This is a genomic window from Mucilaginibacter sp. PAMB04274 (assembly GCF_039634385.2).
Taxonomy (GTDB): Bacteria; Bacteroidota; Bacteroidia; order Sphingobacteriales; family Sphingobacteriaceae; genus Mucilaginibacter.
Genome location: NZ_CP155081.2, coordinates 1,168,244 through 1,184,067, shown reverse-complemented (window position 1 = coordinate 1,184,067; position 15,824 = coordinate 1,168,244). Strand labels below are relative to the sequence as shown.

At 43.0% G+C, this 15,824-nt stretch carries 15 protein-coding genes; 3 read left to right on the top strand and 12 right to left on the bottom strand.

The window, feature by feature from the left end; all coding sequences use genetic code 11:
• Positions 1-23 precede the first annotated feature (23 nt).
• From rpsC to ABDD95_RS04790, 8 genes are all read right to left on the bottom strand, one after another.
• On the bottom strand, positions 24-896 hold the full coding sequence (gene rpsC, locus ABDD95_RS04825) for a 30S ribosomal protein S3 (protein ID WP_345950772.1): 873 nt from the start codon (positions 894-896) through the stop codon (positions 24-26).
• A gap of 6 nt (positions 897-902) precedes the next feature.
• A complete protein-coding gene (rplV, locus tag ABDD95_RS04820; RefSeq protein ID WP_345952094.1) occupies positions 903-1,208 on the bottom strand; it encodes a 50S ribosomal protein L22 in 306 nt (101 codons plus the stop codon).
• 129 nt (positions 1,209-1,337) lie between these two features.
• Complete coding sequence (rpsS, locus tag ABDD95_RS04815) at positions 1,338-1,604, bottom strand: 30S ribosomal protein S19 (protein ID WP_311952162.1); 267 nt, start codon at positions 1,602-1,604, stop codon at positions 1,338-1,340.
• Complete coding sequence (gene rplB, locus ABDD95_RS04810; RefSeq protein WP_345950771.1) at positions 1,604-2,428, bottom strand: 50S ribosomal protein L2; 825 nt, start codon at positions 2,426-2,428, stop codon at positions 1,604-1,606. Before rplB ends, rpsS begins: the two co-directional genes overlap by 1 nt.
• An 8-nt stretch (positions 2,429-2,436) precedes the next feature.
• Positions 2,437-2,727: a 50S ribosomal protein L23 gene (gene rplW / locus ABDD95_RS04805; protein WP_345950770.1), complete on the bottom strand. Its 291-nt coding sequence runs from the start codon at positions 2,725-2,727 to the stop codon at positions 2,437-2,439.
• Between the two features lie 2 nt (positions 2,728-2,729).
• Positions 2,730-3,359, bottom strand: a complete 630-nt coding sequence (gene rplD / locus ABDD95_RS04800; protein WP_345950769.1) for a 50S ribosomal protein L4 — start codon at positions 3,357-3,359, stop codon at positions 2,730-2,732.
• A 1-nt stretch (position 3,360) separates the two neighbouring features.
• Positions 3,361-3,978: a 50S ribosomal protein L3 gene (rplC, locus tag ABDD95_RS04795; RefSeq protein ID WP_345950768.1), complete on the bottom strand. Its 618-nt coding sequence runs from the start codon at positions 3,976-3,978 to the stop codon at positions 3,361-3,363.
• 384 nt (positions 3,979-4,362) lie between these two features.
• Complete coding sequence (locus ABDD95_RS04790; RefSeq protein ID WP_345950767.1) at positions 4,363-5,307, bottom strand: glycosyltransferase; 945 nt, start codon at positions 5,305-5,307, stop codon at positions 4,363-4,365.
• Positions 5,308-5,465: 158 nt separating this feature from the next.
• On the opposite strand from ABDD95_RS04790, the gene ABDD95_RS04785 reads away from it, so the two are divergent.
• A complete protein-coding gene (locus tag ABDD95_RS04785; protein WP_345950766.1) occupies positions 5,466-6,356 on the top strand; it encodes a glycosyltransferase family 8 protein in 891 nt (296 codons plus the stop codon).
• Positions 6,357-6,369: 13 nt separating this feature from the next.
• Here the strand turns inward: ABDD95_RS04785 and ABDD95_RS04780 are convergent, their stop codons facing one another.
• Positions 6,370-7,629 (bottom strand): prephenate dehydrogenase, encoded by a 1,260-nt coding sequence (locus ABDD95_RS04780; RefSeq protein WP_345950765.1) that lies wholly within the window; start codon positions 7,627-7,629, stop codon positions 6,370-6,372.
• Positions 7,630-7,883: 254 nt separating this feature from the next.
• Here ABDD95_RS04780 and ABDD95_RS04775 point away from each other — a divergent pair, with 254 nt between their 5' ends.
• Positions 7,884-8,576 (top strand): hypothetical protein, encoded by a 693-nt coding sequence (locus ABDD95_RS04775; RefSeq protein WP_345950764.1) that lies wholly within the window; start codon positions 7,884-7,886, stop codon positions 8,574-8,576.
• Positions 8,577-8,623: 47 nt separating this feature from the next.
• On the top strand, positions 8,624-10,525 hold the full coding sequence (locus ABDD95_RS04770; protein ID WP_345950763.1) for a hypothetical protein: 1,902 nt from the start codon (positions 8,624-8,626) through the stop codon (positions 10,523-10,525).
• Positions 10,526-10,673: 148 nt separating this feature from the next.
• Here the strand turns inward: ABDD95_RS04770 and ABDD95_RS04765 are convergent, their stop codons facing one another.
• From ABDD95_RS04765 to fusA, 3 genes are all read right to left on the bottom strand, one after another.
• Complete coding sequence (locus tag ABDD95_RS04765) at positions 10,674-13,046, bottom strand: ABC transporter permease (protein ID WP_345950762.1); 2,373 nt, start codon at positions 13,044-13,046, stop codon at positions 10,674-10,676.
• 213 nt (positions 13,047-13,259) lie between these two features.
• Positions 13,260-13,565, bottom strand: coding sequence for a 30S ribosomal protein S10 (gene rpsJ, locus ABDD95_RS04760; RefSeq protein ID WP_022830652.1), 306 nt, complete (start codon positions 13,563-13,565; stop codon positions 13,260-13,262).
• A gap of 121 nt (positions 13,566-13,686) precedes the next feature.
• Positions 13,687-15,795 (bottom strand): elongation factor G, encoded by a 2,109-nt coding sequence (gene fusA, locus ABDD95_RS04755; protein WP_345950761.1) that lies wholly within the window; start codon positions 15,793-15,795, stop codon positions 13,687-13,689.
• Between the last annotated feature and the right edge of the window lie 29 nt (positions 15,796-15,824).

Genomic DNA, 15,824 nt, shown 5'->3' with positions numbered 1-15,824 from the left:
ATGTCTGTCTCGACTTTGATTAATTATCTGTTTCCGCCCGGACGGTTACCACCACCCTGACGATTTTGGCCACCTGGACGGTTGTTGTTACCACCACCACGCTGGTTGCTGTTGTTACCACCTCTGCGGTCACCGCCACCACCTTGACGACGGTCACCACCACCACGGCGATCACCACCACGCTCGTTGCCAAATGCGGCTGCGCCTTCCGGACGACCACCACGGCCACTTGCGCTGCTGGTTGAACCTATGTTTGGAGATAGATCACGTTTACCGTAAACCTCACCTTTACAGATCCATACTTTAACACCTATTTTACCATAAGTAGTTAAGGCTTCAGCCAGTGCATAATCAATGTCAGCACGGAAAGTATGCAGAGGAATTCTTCCTTCTTTATATTGCTCAGTACGTGCCATCTCAGCACCACCTAAACGGCCTGATGTCATCACTTTAATACCTTCAGCACCCATTCTCATGGTTGAAGCTATTGTAGTTTTCATTGCACGACGGAAAGAGATACGAGCCTCTAATTGCTTAGCAATACCTTCAGCTACTAATTGAGCGTCAAGTTCAGGACGTTTGATTTCAAAAATGTTGATTTGAACGTCTTTCTTGGTAAGTTTTTTAAGCTCTTCTTTGATCTTATCTACTTCCTGACCGCCTTTACCGATAACGATACCCGGACGGGCAGTGTGAATGGTTACAGTGATGCGTTTTAAGGTACGCTCAATAACTACTTTTGATACGCCGCCTTTTGCAATACGTACAGATAAGTATTTGCGGATTTTTTCGTCCTCAACTAATTTATCGGAGTAGTTGTTGCCACCGAACCAGTTAGAATCCCAACCACGGATGATTCCTAAACGGTTACCTATTGGATGTGCTTTTTGTCCCATTTCTAATTAGTTGATTTCGGTTTTACTATCCACAATTAAAGTAACGTGGTTTGAGCGCTTACGGATACGGTATCCGCGGCCCTGAGGAGCCGGACGCAGTCTTTTTAACTGACGACCACCACCCACTGAAACTTCTTTTACATATAAAGCACTGTCTTCAACACGCTTGCCTTCATTTCTGGATTCCCAGTTTTTGATAGCGGAAAGAAGTAATTTCTCCACACGGATAGCTGCTTCTTTGTTAGTGTATTTTAAGATATATAATGCTTTTTCAACCTGCTCACCGCGGATCAGATCTACCACTAAGCGCATTTTACGCGGCGAAGTTGGGCAGTTCTGTAATTTGGCAACAGAAGCTCCTCCTTGCTGAGCTTTCTCTTGCTCTTTGCGTTGTCTGATTAATACAGACTTTTTAATTTTTGTTGTTGCTTCCATTGCCTATTATTTTTTCTTTTCTGCGTGACCACGGAATGTACGGGTTGGGGCAAACTCTCCCAGCTTGTGACCCACCATGTTTTCTGTTACGTACACAGGTATAAATTTATTACCGTTGTGTACAGCGAATGTATGACCAACGAAATCTGGAGAAATCATGGAACGACGTGACCATGTTTTTACAACAGATTTCTTACTTGAATCATTCAGCACCTGAACTTTTTTGTCCAGATTGTGATCAATATAAGGTCCTTTTTTAATCGAACGTGCCATTATTTCTTCCTTCTTTCTATGATATAACGATCAGATGTTTTCTTTTTGTCGCGGGTTTTGTAGCCTTTAGCTAACAAACCTTTACGTGAGCGTGGGTGACCACCTGATGAACGGCCTTCACCACCACCCATAGGGTGATCTACCGGGTTCATGGCAACACCACGAACTCTTGGACGACGACCAATCCAACGTTTACGACCAGCTTTACCCAGTACTTCATTTGCTTTCTCAGCATTTGATACCGTACCGATAGTAGCTAAACAAGTTGACAATATCATACGGGTTTCACCTGAAGGCAACTTGATGATGGCATATTTACCATCACGGGCAGACAGTTGTGCGTATGTTCCTGCAGAGCGGGCAATTGTGCCACCCTGACCAGGGTTCAGTTCAATATTGTGTATGATAGAACCTAAAGGAATGTTCTTTAACGGTAAGGTATTACCTACTTCAGGAGGTGAACCTGCACCTGAAAGAACTATCTGACCTACGGTCAAGCCTTCTGGAGCGATCATGTAGCGTTTTTCGCCATCTGCATAGTTAAGCAGAGCGATACGTGCTGAACGGTTTGGATCGTACTCGATAGTAGCAACAGTTGCGGGGATGTCAAACTTGTCACGTTTAAAGTCGATCAATCGGTATGATTTCTTATGTCCCCCACCGATGTAACGCATGGTCATTTTACCGGTATTGTTACGTCCGCCTGATTTCTTGTGAGAAACCACCAATGATTTTTCAGGAACGTTGGTAGTTACGTCAGAGTAATCAGCACCTACCCTGAAACGGGTACCCGGAGTAACCGGTTTAAATCTTTTAACTGCCATTTCTCTTTTTATATTGTGCTATAAAAATCTATTGTTTCACCATCCTTTAAAGTGATGATCGCTTTCTTAAAAGCAGCTGGCCTCCCGGTTACAGTTCCTGCTTTAGTTGAGCGGCTCTTCAGTTTGCCGGCATATTTCATTGTGTTTACTGCGGTAACAGTAACACCGTACATTGCTTCTACTGCTAATTTGATCTGAATTTTATTCGCTCTTGGATCAACTTTAAAAGCATAACGATTCAGTTTCTCTGTTAGCAGAGATACTTTCTCAGTAAGTAAAGGTTTTTTTAATATCTCCATAATTACTTAGCGAACGCTTCCTCCAGAGTTTTAACAGAACCTGTAGTCAGTAACAGCTTACCAGCGTTTAACACATCATAAGTGCTTAACTGATCGGCGGTGATAACCTTGGCTTTTTTCAGGTTTCTGCTTGATAAATAAATATTGTTGTTAGCAGCAGGCAACACCAGTAATGTTTTTTCATTGGTGAAGTTTAAATCAGCAACCAACTTAATGTAGTTCTTGGTTTTAACACTGTCGAAGTTGAAGTCTTCTAAAACAACGATACTGTTATCCTGAGCTTTGTAAGTAAGGGCTGATTTACGCGCTAATTGTTTAAGCTTTTTGTTCAGCTTGAAATTATAGTCGCGTGGTTGCGGACCGAATACACGGCCACCACCGTTAAACAAAGGTGATTTGATGCTACCCGCACGGGCGCCACCAGTACCTTTTTGCTTATGTAATTTGCGGGTTGAACCTGCAATTTCATTACGCTGTTTTGCTTTGTGTGTACCTTGACGTTGGTTAGCTAAATAAAGCTTAACATCCAGATAGATTGCGTGATCGTTAGGTTCTACCGCGAAAACCGAATCAGGAAGCTGCACCTTGGCACCTGTTTGCTGACCTGATACATTTAATACATTAACTTCCATCTTATTTATCCACGATTACGAATGAACCCTTAGCTCCTGGGATGGAACCTTTAACAACCAGCAAATTTTGCTCGGCAAACACCTTAACCACTTCAAGGTTTTGTACTTTAACACGTACATTACCAGTTTGACCCGCCATACGCATACCTTTAAATACGCGAGAAGGCCATGATGAAGCACCCAGTGAACCCGGAGCGCGTAAACGGTTATGCTGACCGTGAGTTTGCATACCCACACCGCTAAAGCCGTGACGCTTTACAACACCCTGAAAACCTTTACCTTTTGAAGTTCCAACCACATCCACAAAATCTCCGGCGGCAAAAATATCAACGGTAACAGTGTCACCTAATGATTTTTCGTCTTCGAAGGTTTTGAACTCAACCAGTTTACGCTTTGGCGTTGTACCGGCTTTCTGGAAATGACCTTTTAGAGGAGCAGGGGTGTTTTTTTCTTTTTGCTCATCATATGCTAGCTGAACAGCTGCATATCCGTCTGTATCAACAGACTTAACGTGAGTTACCACGCAAGGGCCAGCTTCGATTACTGTACAAGGAATATTTTTCCCTGCCTCATCGAAAATGCTGGTCATTCCTACTTTTTTACCAATAATTCCTGACATTTTCTTAATTAATTTGTTTTGCCCATCGAAGCAGTAGGGCTTCGTTCAAGGCATTTTCCCGGTTTAAGGGAGGGCAAAGATAGGAATTTTTAATTATGTGTCAAATAGTTACGGAATTATTTTTCAAAGAATTTGAGGTTGATTATCAACTATTTTGACTAACCTTTTTAGTTCACAAACTTTTCATGGAATTTAGACGTCAAGAAACGCCCACCTTCCTCAAATACATTACTTACTTATGCAGCTTTTAGCAATATAATTCGTCGGTGAGTAATTCAACAAGAAATGCCTCCTGCTATGCTTGAAGCCATCACTTGAATAGTGTATAAGATATTAACGTGCCCATTTAAGTAAGGCAGCAGAGGCGATAATTGGCACCTTTTATTAACGCTTGCGCCGGTTTGCCAAAGCAGCCTTTGCGTAGCTAAAGTCACACAGCACTACTATTGCCATCTGGTATAAAAAGCGCACGTAATCTTTTCCGTGGAGAGAGAAGCCAGCTTTCTTTTGGTATATAATTGCGTAATTATGTTTCTTTCGGTTTAATCTTTCAAGCCAGGGGTCCTTGTTTTTTCTTTGCTCATACTCCTTGTAACTTTCAACTGGTAAATTAGCTCTGCGCTGTTTTATGGCATACCTTGCGTAAGCAGTATAATTTAAAACATACCACCTGTTTTTTACACTGTCGGAGTTTGGGTGAACCCGATACTTCATTAGTATCTCCTGAATGATTACCAGGATGTACCCCTGTTCAATTATATTGTTAGATATCTCCAAATCATCACACGGCCAAAAATTCTTTTTCATTCCGCCTATCTTAACGTAGGCTTCTCTGTAAATCATTAAACCGGTGATGGCGATCATAACTATCTTATTTTCGCTTATTGCAGCGCGGCACTCCGCTTCGGAGCGGAGGCCGGGATATACAGCAACACCCCTGTCGTTCCCGTCGCTATCAATGTACCTGCAGTTGCAACTCGTTGCCGAAACATTTGGGTGAGCGAGGTGGTATGCTACCTGCTTTTCCAACCGTTGAGGCAGCATAATATCATCGGCATCTAAAAAAGCACATAGTTCTCCCCGAGCCATTGATACTATTTTGTTGGCAGCCTCACTACGCCCGGCGTTATCATGAAAATATGCCCGTATTCTACCATCCTTTTTTAGGTATTCTTTTATAACTTGTGCTGTGTTATCTGTCGAACCATCATCAAGTATAACAATCTCGAAATCCTGGAAGGTTTGCGCTAATACGCTGTCAATTGTTTGGGCTATATATTTTTCTTGGTTATAAACAGGCAATATAACAGATACCTTTGGCGGGAGCATAATGAACTTATAGTAGTGGCAAGATTTATATATTTAGCGTGTGCTTTGTATACACAGGCTAAGTTAGCATTAATTACAAGGAATTAATTTAAATGTTTATTTATAGCTTCGCTCCCACTACTGTCACTATACAAATTTGTACTACAACTTAAACGCTGATGCCTTCGTTAAATATTGCTTTCTGTATAAATCGCTTAGCACTTGTGGGCTTAGGTTCAACAGTATCATCACTAATCAGAAACTGCTCGGATCCGTCAAAAATCACATTCTGGTTTATGTGTGCCGGACTAACTGAGACAGACAAAAACAATATCAAGCTCCTGTTAAATGCCGAAAACTTTAAGGGTTCGTATCATTTGGTTGATTTTGATCCGGTAAGCCAGTTTAAAATGTTAACTCCTTTGCATGGCGACTGGACCCCTTATGGGAGATTACTGCTTGCCGATTTACTGCCAGTTGATGTAGTGATGTATTTAGATGCCGATTTACTTATAGAAGTAGATGTACTAGAGCTGCTTGATGCCGATTTGGGCAACTATGGTTTAGCTGCGGTGCCTGGCGCAAAATTAAAACACGCCTTAGACAATCCCTTTCTGAATGGAAAGCTAAACATATCATTAGAGGCCGACTATTTTAATTCGGGCGTTTTACTGATGAACCTTGTTCACTGGCGCAGTGAAAACACCAAACAAAAGTTATTAAACATTGCAGAGAGGTATCCTAATGATTTAATTTCTCATGATCAAACACTGCTAAACGCTGTGTTTGCACAAAATTATTACCACCTTCCGGCAGCGTACAACTGTGCCTGGTACGCTTATAGGAACAGGCCCAAAATTGCCGACAGGATGATACTGCACTTTTTAGGCTCACCAAAGCCATGGGATATAGGTGGCCGGTTCTTACACAAAGCCTACTTGGCATGGAAAAGCTATTTGAATAAAGATTGGGCTAAGTATTACTTTAAAACTTCTTTAAACGATGTAAAGCGCGCCTGGAATATTCGCAGGTCTTATGGTAAAGTGGTTCGTAAAATGATGGGCAAATAGCTGATGTATTCAGTTAGGGTTTCATTAAACGCCGTATCATATCGGCACTTTGCTTTTGTGCCTCGGCAAGCCTGTCACTAAAAAAGGATTGCACCTGATTGAAGTGTTTCTTGTATCCTTCTATATCCCCATAGTTGATAATGGATGCCCACTCTCGTACAGCCGAATGAAACTCTAAATCATCGCCTCTAATAGATTTGTCATACAATGCGGTTTGTATAGATTCTTCCAGCAAATCGTCGTTCTTGAATAAGTACTCGGCTATACCCAAGCGCAAACGGAACGGCGGTGTTTGTCCTATCAGATTGTCGTAAGGGTTTACGCCCAAATGGTACCAGGCATCAACCATACTTAATACACTTAAATGCGAATTAGGCTTACGCTCGCCCTGGTTGCCATGAAAAGCAAATTCATCCATCACCGCATCATTGAGCATGATAGGTTTACGGCTTTCATGAAATACAAAATCACGGGCTTTGTATAAACGCTCCCGCAAGGTCGCTTCATCTTCCTGTATCATTAGCTTAAACAGCTCCGATTCTGATTGCGCATATCGCCTTACTTGTTGGCGGGCGTACGGGTTCAAAATGGCCAGCCCGGCGTAAACGTGTGCTTTGTAACTAAATATGCGTAAGGTTATTAAAATCTTCACATTGTCTATACCGCCCAAATAGGAAGCATTCTCCCACGGGAAAAAGCCCGATGCAGCCCACGCCGTACCCATACTCTCGAAACCCACATGGGTAACGGCCTGCGTGTCGGCTACAATCTGATCATGTTCATGATAATCGGCCAATTCAACCAGGTCAGAACCAATGGCAACAAACAAATCCAACATGCGCTGGTAAGCGTCATCTGTGGCTCGGTATCGTATGAGTATAAGCTTTTGGCCTGCCGGTTCAAATCCGCCGCCGTGCATGGCATGGAAAGTTATAATCTGTACATCGGCTGGTAGATACTTATCAAACAGCTCAATCTCGGGATGCTTAACTGAAGTTTGCCCTGCCACGATGGCGCCATACTTAATAGCATCACAACTTTGCGCTATTACCTGCTCCATCAGTTCGGCTTCTACCGAGTATATAAGCAGATCGCTTACACGGGCCACCTGCTTTCCATCATCCATAAGCTTAACACCTATCGGATTAAGATCGGCCTCCAACACCTCACGGTTTTGAGGCAGGTCGCAGCCGCACACACTATAGCCTGCTTTAGCAAACGCCCTGGCATATACCTTGCCCATATCGCCCAAACCTATTATACCGATGTTCATTTTATACTTTTATAATATACTGCCGAAAGATAGTATTCTGTTTCGCAAGGCTAATATCTTTTTTCTATTTTTAACCGTCAGTAAAATGACGGTTGGAATTACCTAAGTATTCGCCCTGCTGGATTGTCTGCGAAAGCTGCAGGTATGCATTGCAAGGCTTCCACAAAATTGCTATATCAATAAGCTTTTTTTAACACTAAATAGTACATATTAAATACAGTTGTGTTTATTTGCAATTACTAACCATCATTTATATGAATACTTGCTTTGCTTTTAAGGCTTTATTATTGTCGATCTTTTTTTCGGGAAGTGTGCTGTTGGTTTCGGCACAAGACAGCACCCGTAAAGCCAAACCTGCGGTTAATAAACCCACTTCATACCGGGCACCGGCTGTTGCACGTAATCCATACCCTGCTCAACAACCTATTACTGCTCCGGTAAATACCGATAAAAGCTTAAACGGTCAGTATCAATATCTGTCTTCTAAATTTTATAATTACCAAAAGCCGCAACTGGCTGCATTTTATAAAAACGTGACCGATACTTTGCGCGCTCAAAAAAACAAAGTGAAAGAGTTGCAGAAATCACTAACTGCGCAGGGCAAAACAGTGCAAACTTTACAATCTGACGTTAATGCAAAAGAACAAAGCCTGAGCGAGTCAAATTCTAAAGTTGATGCAATTAGCTTGTTGGGCATACCCGTGTCTAAAGCCACTTACAATTCAATAATGTGGGGACTTGTTATTGTATTTGGTGCGGTAGCCACCATAGTGATCCTGCAATCGGGCAGTGCACGCAGGGAAGCCAAATACCGCATTAAGCTTTACGAAGAGCTGGACGAGGAGTATAAAGCCTACAAAGTAAAAGCCAATGAAAAAGAAAAGAAACTAGCCCGGGAGTTACAAACTGAGCGTAACAAGCTGGACGAACTCTTAGGCAGGAGCTAATCACCCCACCCTAACCAGTGTTAGCATCCTAATCCAATGTCCATAACATGAACCGCAGAAGCTTTGTTAAATCGGCTACGGTTGGTACAGCAGGGTTAGTTATAGCCACACATGCTGCTGATGCTGCGTCGATGTTTACTGCGCCTTCTTCTGAGCTATATACACTGAGCCGTTCGCTTTTGACCACCTGGGTCAATGCCTTGCTTGAATTGCAGATTAAAGACAAGCGGAATGCTGCCGACTACGGCGGAATCTTGAGCCCGGCCAATGGCAAGGTGCATGGTCGTGTGGCCGATACTATTTATCCACTGCTCTATCTGGCTAATCAAACGCAAGAGAGCAGGTATGTGGATGCCGCTTCACTATTGTATGCGTGGATGGAGCGTAACGTCACCCAGCCCGACGGTTCATGGCTCAACGAACCTGTAAAAGGCTCATGGAAGGGAACAACGGTATTTACAATCATTGCGCTTTGCGAAGCCATAAGCAAGCATGGCAATGTACTTGATCCCGGATGGAAAGCAGGGATGCTCGACAGGCTCAAAAAGGCCGGTGAGTATGTGTACAACACTTTCACTATTGAGTACGGCAACATTAATTACCCTATCAATGCAGCCTATGCGCTGACCTTACTAGGTGAAATACTCGATCACAGGCCATACACCGAAAAAGGGCGTTTATTTGCGCATCAATCACTCGCATGTTTTACGAAAAATAATCATTTTTTATACGGCGAAGGCAGCCTTAAACACAGCGCCAAAGGTTGCCTGCCCATCGATTTAGCCTATAACGTAGAAGAATCGTTGCCGGCACTAACAATGTATGCCTTGCATACTAAAGATGAAGAAGTGCTGGATATGGTAATTAAATCATTACGAACACATTTAGAGTTTATGCTGCCCGATGGTGGCTGGGACAACAGCTGGGGCACGCGCAACTATAAATGGACCTACTGGGGCAGCCGTACTACCGATGGCTGCCTGCCCGCATACGCTTTATTAGCAAGTAGGGATGCACGCTTTTATAAAGCTGCGCTTCAAAATACGAAGCTATTACAGGCCTGTACACATGATGGCTTATTAACCGGCGGACCGCATTACAGTTCACATGGCGTTAAAACCAGCGTACATCATACTTTTTGTCATGCCAAGGCACTTACTACTATATTAGATAATGGTAATAGAGCCACCTTGTATCCGGGTAATCTGAAGCTACCCCGCGAGGAGGTGTATGACTATAAATTTTATCCCGAAATACAAACCTACCTGGTAGCTCAAAATGATTTCAGGGCCACCATTACCGGGTACGATTGTGAATACAAGAATTATAGAGCCGGGCATCCTACTGGGGGCGCTTTAACCATGCTGTGGCATCCGCTAACCGGGCCTATACTGGCCGGCAGTATGAATGAATACCAGTTACTCGAGGCCGATAACATGCAGTTGGATACTGATCCATCTTCAATGTCGCTTACACCACGTTTGGAATTAAAAACAGATGATAAAACTTATACTAACATTAACGATCTATCGGCACGTATTGAAGTGTTAGAAGATGCAAATAGTATAGTGTTGAAAACTTCTTCTAAGCTCGTCGACCGCGATCAGCACGAGCATCCTACGGGAAAAATATCATGTGCTATAACCTATGTGTTTACCAAAGATAAAGTTAGGATTAAGTATGAAGCTTTTGGAGCCGATCATAGTACGCCGGTTGACGTTATATTCCCTATCATAGCATCAAAGCAGGAGACGTTACATTTGAATAATAACAAGCACTTAGTAATCAGTAAAAAGGCAGCAACGGTAAGCGTTAAATCCAGCATGCCATTTAAGTTTTTACCAAACAATAATAGCCGGATATTTAACTATGTGCCTGGCTTAGAAGCTATTCCCATCCTTTTAAAAGATGGAGTTACTATTGACATTGAAGTTATAAAAACGAGCTGATACCTTTATAATTGGGCTTTCGATAAATGAGCAGACTACTCCCTCAAAATTGCTTACATAATCAGAATGTGTTGAATTCTGCCGAGCACAAATACCATAACAATAAAGGCCACCTTTGCAAGGCGGCCTTTATTATATTTAGAGTATTTCATTCGGTACGAAGGCTTTTGACAGGGTTGGCAAGCGCTGCTTTAATGGCCTGAAAGCTTACCGTAAGCAAGGTGATGGCTAAAGCGCCAGTCGCCGACAGGGCGAATACCCACCAGGATATCACCGTGCGATACTCATAGACCTGCAGCCACTGGTTAAGAAAATACCAAGCTATAGGTATAGCAATAGCACACGATATGATAACCAGTGTGATAAACTCTTTCGACAGCATATTCCATAGGTTATATACCGATGCACCAAGCACTTTACGTACGCCAATCTCTTTGGTACGCTGCTCGGCCACAAAGGATGCCAAGCCAAATAAGCCTAACGATGATATAACGATAGCCAGTATGGCAAAAAAGGTGGCCAGGTTACCAATACGCTGCTCGGCCGTAAATTTGCGCCCATAGGTTTCATCCGTAAACTGGTAAGCAAACGGGCTGCCGGGGTTAATGCGCTTAAATACGGCTTCTACCTTGCCAAGGGCTTCGCTTGCAGGCATGTTAGGCTTAAGCCGGATGGTAATGGTTGAGATCCACCCATAATTGATCATAAACACCGTAGGCTGTACCGCCGTGTATGGCGATTCCATAATCATGTTTTTAATTACACCGGTAACCGTAAGCGCTTTGCCATTGTAATTTATTGTTTGCCCAATGGGCTCTTTAAAGCCCATCATTTTGGTGGCCGCCTCGTTCAATATAATGCCTGATGAATCGGCTGCATACGCTCTCGAAAAATCTCGTCCCTTTATTATTTGCCAGCCTATCGTTTTACCAAAATCATGGGTAACGGCAATGGTACCCAGTAGAGGATTTGAGCCTGGATCCATGCCTTTCCAATCATAGCCGATTTGGTTGCTGCTCACTTCGGTGGAGCGGCTCGATGATTCAGCCATATTTTCTACCGCACCGGTAGCAAGCAGTTGCTCTCTCAAAGCATCATAATGCCCCTCCAGCTCAGGCGTGTTAATCTCAACGGCAATCAACCCATCACGACTGTAGCCTACCGGACGGTTCTTGGCATGCTGTATTTGCCTGTATACTACAATAGTGCCTATAATGAGCATCACCGACACAGTAAACTGAATAACCACCAGTACTTTGCGAGGTAATGCCGCATACCGGCCGGCTTTAAACGTTCCTTTAAGCACTTTTACGGGGTTAAAACTGGATAAATATAATGCAGGATAGCTGCCCGACACCAAACCTGTGATAAGTGTAAATGTTAGTGACAGCAGCCAGAATACCGGGTTTAGCCAAGGTAAGCTCATCTCTTTGCTCGACAGATTATTGAACAGCGGCAGGGCCAGCATTACCAAGGCAATAGACAATGCAAATGCAAGTAACGACATTAGAATAGACTCACTTAAAAACTGCGAAATGATTTGCTGACGCATGGAACCTATGGCTTTACGTACGCCTACTTCCTTAGCACGTTTTTCGGACCGGGCGGTGCTCAGATTCATAAAATTGATGCAGGCCAGCAGCAGCACAAATATGCCAATAATACCAAACAGCCAAACAAATCTAACTAATCCGCCTGTAACTTTACCGTTTGTGAACTCACTGTATAAATGCCATTTACGCATAGGATGTAATTGCAGTTCATCGTTCCCTTCTTTAAAGTGTGCTTTAGCTATATTTTTAATTTTGGCGTTTATTTTATCAATGTCTGCATCATTATTAATCTGGGCAAATAAAGCGAAGGAGTGATTTCCCCATTGTTCTGCCGAGCTTTTAACCCAGTTTTCCGTAGCCTCGAACTTTTTCCAGGGCAAAAGTATCCTCACTTCTCTAAAGGTAGTATTACGTGGCAAATCCTCGTAAAGGCCTGCTATCTTAACTTCTGTTTTGTTGTTGATGCGTACAGTTTGATTAATAGGGTCCGCCTCTCCAAAGAGCGACTTTGCAAGCGATGGTGTGATAAGTGCTGATGAAGGGTCTTTCAGCGCGTTTATATCACCTTTTAACATCTTAATACTAAACATTTCAGGCAAGTCCTCTTCAGCCCACAACCCTTTACCTGTTATCTTTTTGTCGCCCGCTTTGAGCACAAACTCCTGCTGCCACGATGTTAAGGCCACATGTTTAAAATCGGCCGGAAACTTAGTACGCAATTCGTTGGCCAGGGGCATGGCTACAGCCTCACTTGTGCCTATGTGGCCGTTGAAAGTTTGGGTATTCATTACCCGCGTAACAGTTTTATAATCTTTATGGTAAGTATCAAATGATACCTCATCCCATATCCATAAACCAATTAGCATAGCTACAGCCATACCTAACGCCAGGCCCATTATATTGATGAAGGAGTAAACCTTGTTTTTGAGCAGATTACGCCAGGCAATTTTAAAGTAGTTCTTTAACATAAGCGTGATGTTTTGAGTACTTGAAGTATAGCACATATATTGCCAAGACAGTGCCACCCGAACATCTTTTTGATAATCAACATATTATCTTCAAATTACCTAAATAAGCGTTCGTTTCTGATACAAGTTTACGTACGGTAGTGAAACACGTTGTAAAATACAAAAGGCCACCTTTTGTAAGGCAGCCTTTTGTATTTGTATCTTCCGGTACTATCACACTTTGATTTCTACTTCAACACCGCTAGGTAGTTCAAGTTTCATCAACGCATCAACAGTTTTAGAGTTAGAGCTGTAAATGTCCAATAAGCGTTTGTAGCTGCATAATTGGAATTGCTCACGTGCTTTTTTGTTTACGTGCGGTGAACGCAATACTGTAAAGATTTTCTTTTCAGTTGGTAAAGGAAGCGGTCCGCTTACTACAGCGCCGGTTGGCTTTACAGTCTTAACGATCTTCTCTGCTGATTTGTCAACCAGATTGTAGTCGTAAGATTTCAGTTTAATTCTGATTCTTTGGCTCATTTTGTTTTGTTTGTTTAACTACCTGTAAGAGCTATTTATTACAGAGAGTGATTTATTGATTTCAGACGTGCAAATGTGCAGATTTAGCATCCGCACATTTACTCATCTGCATATTTGCAAATTAAGCTGAAACGCCTTTTTTACCTTTTGCTTTGGCAACCACTTCGTCTTGTACGTTACGTGGTGCTTCAGCATAGTGATCAAACTCCATAGTTGAAGTAGCGCGACCTGAAGTGATGGTACGTAATTGCGTTACGTAACCAAACATTTCTGAAAGTGGCACAGTAGCTTTAATTACTTGAGCACCGGCACGGCTATCCATACCTAACAACTGACCACGACGACGGTTCATGTCACCGATCACATCACCCATGTTTTCTTCAGGGGTTAAGATCTCGATTTTCATGATAGGCTCCAGTAATACTGGTTTACATTTTGGCAATGCCTCGCGGTAAGCCGAACGAGCTGCGATCTCGAAAGATAACGCATCCGAATCGACTGCGTGGAACGAACCATCAATCAAACGTACTTTTAAGCTGGTTAAAGGATAACCTGCTAACACACCATTAGCCATGGCAGCAGCAAATCCTTTTTCAACAGATGGAATAAACTCGCGAGGGATAGCACCACCGCTAATTTCGTTCACAAACTGCAAGCCCTCTTTACCTTCATCATTTGGAGAAATGACAACCTGGATGTCGGCAAATTTACCACGACCACCAGTTTGTTTTTTGTAGGTTTCGCGGTGTTGAACAGTACCTGTGATAGACTCTTTGTAAGCCACTTGTGGCGCACCTTGGTTAACTTCCACTTTAAACTCACGTTTTAAGCGGTCCATGATGATATCTAAGTGTAACTCGCCCATACCCGAAATAACGGTTTGGCCGGTTTCTTCGTCAGAGTTTACGCGGAAGGTTGGATCCTCTTCGGCAAGTTTACCTAAAGCCATACCTAATTTATCTACGTCGGCCTGTGTTTTAGGCTCAATAGCCAAACCGATAACCGGTTCAGGGAATACCATTGACTCCAGAACCACAGGGTTCTTCTCGTCACAAAGGGTATCACCTGTTTTAATATCTTTAAAGCCTACTACCGCAGCAATATCACCAGCACCTACATTAGGGATAGGGTTTTGCTTGTTAGCGTGCATTTGGAAAATACGAGAGATACGCTCTTTGTTGTCTGAACGCATGTTGTGCACATACGAACCAGCATCCAGATTACCTGAATACACGCGGATAAAGCACAAACGACCAACGAACGGATCGGTTGCAATTTTAAATGCTAAAGCGGCAAACGGCTCTTTCACATCAGGTTTAACAATCACCTCTTCGCCAGTGTTAGGATTGGTACCGGTAACGCCTTTTGAATCGATAGGTGAAGGCAATAACTCCATCACGTAATCAAGCATGGTTTGTACACCCTTGTTTTTGAAAGATGAACCACAAGTCATCGGAACGATTTTACCGGCTAAAGTAGCTTGGCGTAAAGCGTCTAATACTTCGCGCTCAGTGATAGTGGTCGGATCGTCGAAGAATTTCTCCATTAACGTGTCGTCAAACTCAGCAACGGCTTCCAGTAATTTCTCTCTCCATTCGGTAGCTTCGTCAACCAAATCGTCAGGTATTGGCACTTCGGTAAAGGTCATACCTTTATCGTGCTCATTCCAAACCACACCACGGAAGTTGATTAAGTCGACCACACCTTTAAAGTTATCTTCAGCACCGATAGGGATTTGCAGCGGCACAGCGTGGCTGCCCAGCATATCACGTACTTGCTTAACAACTTTTAGGAAATCGGCACCTGAACGGTCCATTTTGTTAACGAAACCTATACGCGGTACGTTGTAGTTGTTAGCCAAACGCCAGTTAGTTTCTGACTGAGGCTCAACACCATCAACGGCCGAGAAAAGGAAAACAAGACCATCCAGTACACGTAATGAACGGTTTACCTCTACGGTAAAGTCAACGTGGCCCGGAGTGTCAATTACGTTTACCTGGAATTTGTTACCACGGTAGTTCCAGAACACGGTAGTAGCAGCCGAAGTAATGGTAATACCACGCTCTTGCTCCTGTGCCATCCAGTCCATGGTAGCAGCACCTTCGTGTACCTCGCCTATTTTGTGGCTCACACCAGCATAGTAAAGGATACGCTCGGTAGTAGTGGTTTTACCGGCATCAATGTGAGCGGCAATACCAATGTTTCTAGTATATTTAAGATCTCTTGACATGTCTTTTATTTGTTAAGTATAAAGTAAAA

Excerpts from the sequence above, each read along its gene's own strand:
- ABDD95_RS04780 (WP_345950765.1), bottom strand. The coding sequence starts at position 7,629 with ATGAACATCGGTATAATAGGTTTGGGCGATATGGGCAAGGTATATGCC.
- rplD (WP_345950769.1), bottom strand. The coding sequence starts at position 3,359 with ATGGAAGTTAATGTATTAAATGTATCAGGTCAGCAAACAGGTGCCAAG.
- rpsS (WP_311952162.1), bottom strand. The coding sequence starts at position 1,604 with ATGGCACGTTCGATTAAAAAAGGACCTTATATTGATCACAATCTGGAC.
- rpsC (WP_345950772.1), bottom strand. The coding sequence starts at position 896 with ATGGGACAAAAAGCACATCCAATAGGTAACCGTTTAGGAATCATCCGT.
- rpsJ (WP_022830652.1), bottom strand. The coding sequence starts at position 13,565 with ATGAGCCAAAGAATCAGAATTAAACTGAAATCTTACGACTACAATCTG.
- ABDD95_RS04765 (WP_345950762.1), bottom strand. The coding sequence starts at position 13,046 with ATGTTAAAGAACTACTTTAAAATTGCCTGGCGTAATCTGCTCAAAAAC.
- ABDD95_RS04770 (WP_345950763.1), top strand. The coding sequence starts at position 8,624 with ATGAACCGCAGAAGCTTTGTTAAATCGGCTACGGTTGGTACAGCAGGG.
- rplB (WP_345950771.1), bottom strand. The coding sequence starts at position 2,428 with ATGGCAGTTAAAAGATTTAAACCGGTTACTCCGGGTACCCGTTTCAGG.
- rplW (WP_345950770.1), bottom strand. The coding sequence starts at position 2,727 with ATGGAGATATTAAAAAAACCTTTACTTACTGAGAAAGTATCTCTGCTA.
- rplV (WP_345952094.1), bottom strand. The coding sequence starts at position 1,208 with ATGCGCTTAGTGGTAGATCTGATCCGCGGTGAGCAGGTTGAAAAAGCA.
- ABDD95_RS04785 (WP_345950766.1), top strand. The coding sequence starts at position 5,466 with ATGCCTTCGTTAAATATTGCTTTCTGTATAAATCGCTTAGCACTTGTG.
- fusA (WP_345950761.1), bottom strand. The coding sequence starts at position 15,795 with ATGTCAAGAGATCTTAAATATACTAGAAACATTGGTATTGCCGCTCAC.
- ABDD95_RS04790 (WP_345950767.1), bottom strand. The coding sequence starts at position 5,307 with ATGCTCCCGCCAAAGGTATCTGTTATATTGCCTGTTTATAACCAAGAA.
- rplC (WP_345950768.1), bottom strand. The coding sequence starts at position 3,978 with ATGTCAGGAATTATTGGTAAAAAAGTAGGAATGACCAGCATTTTCGAT.
- ABDD95_RS04775 (WP_345950764.1), top strand. The coding sequence starts at position 7,884 with ATGAATACTTGCTTTGCTTTTAAGGCTTTATTATTGTCGATCTTTTTT.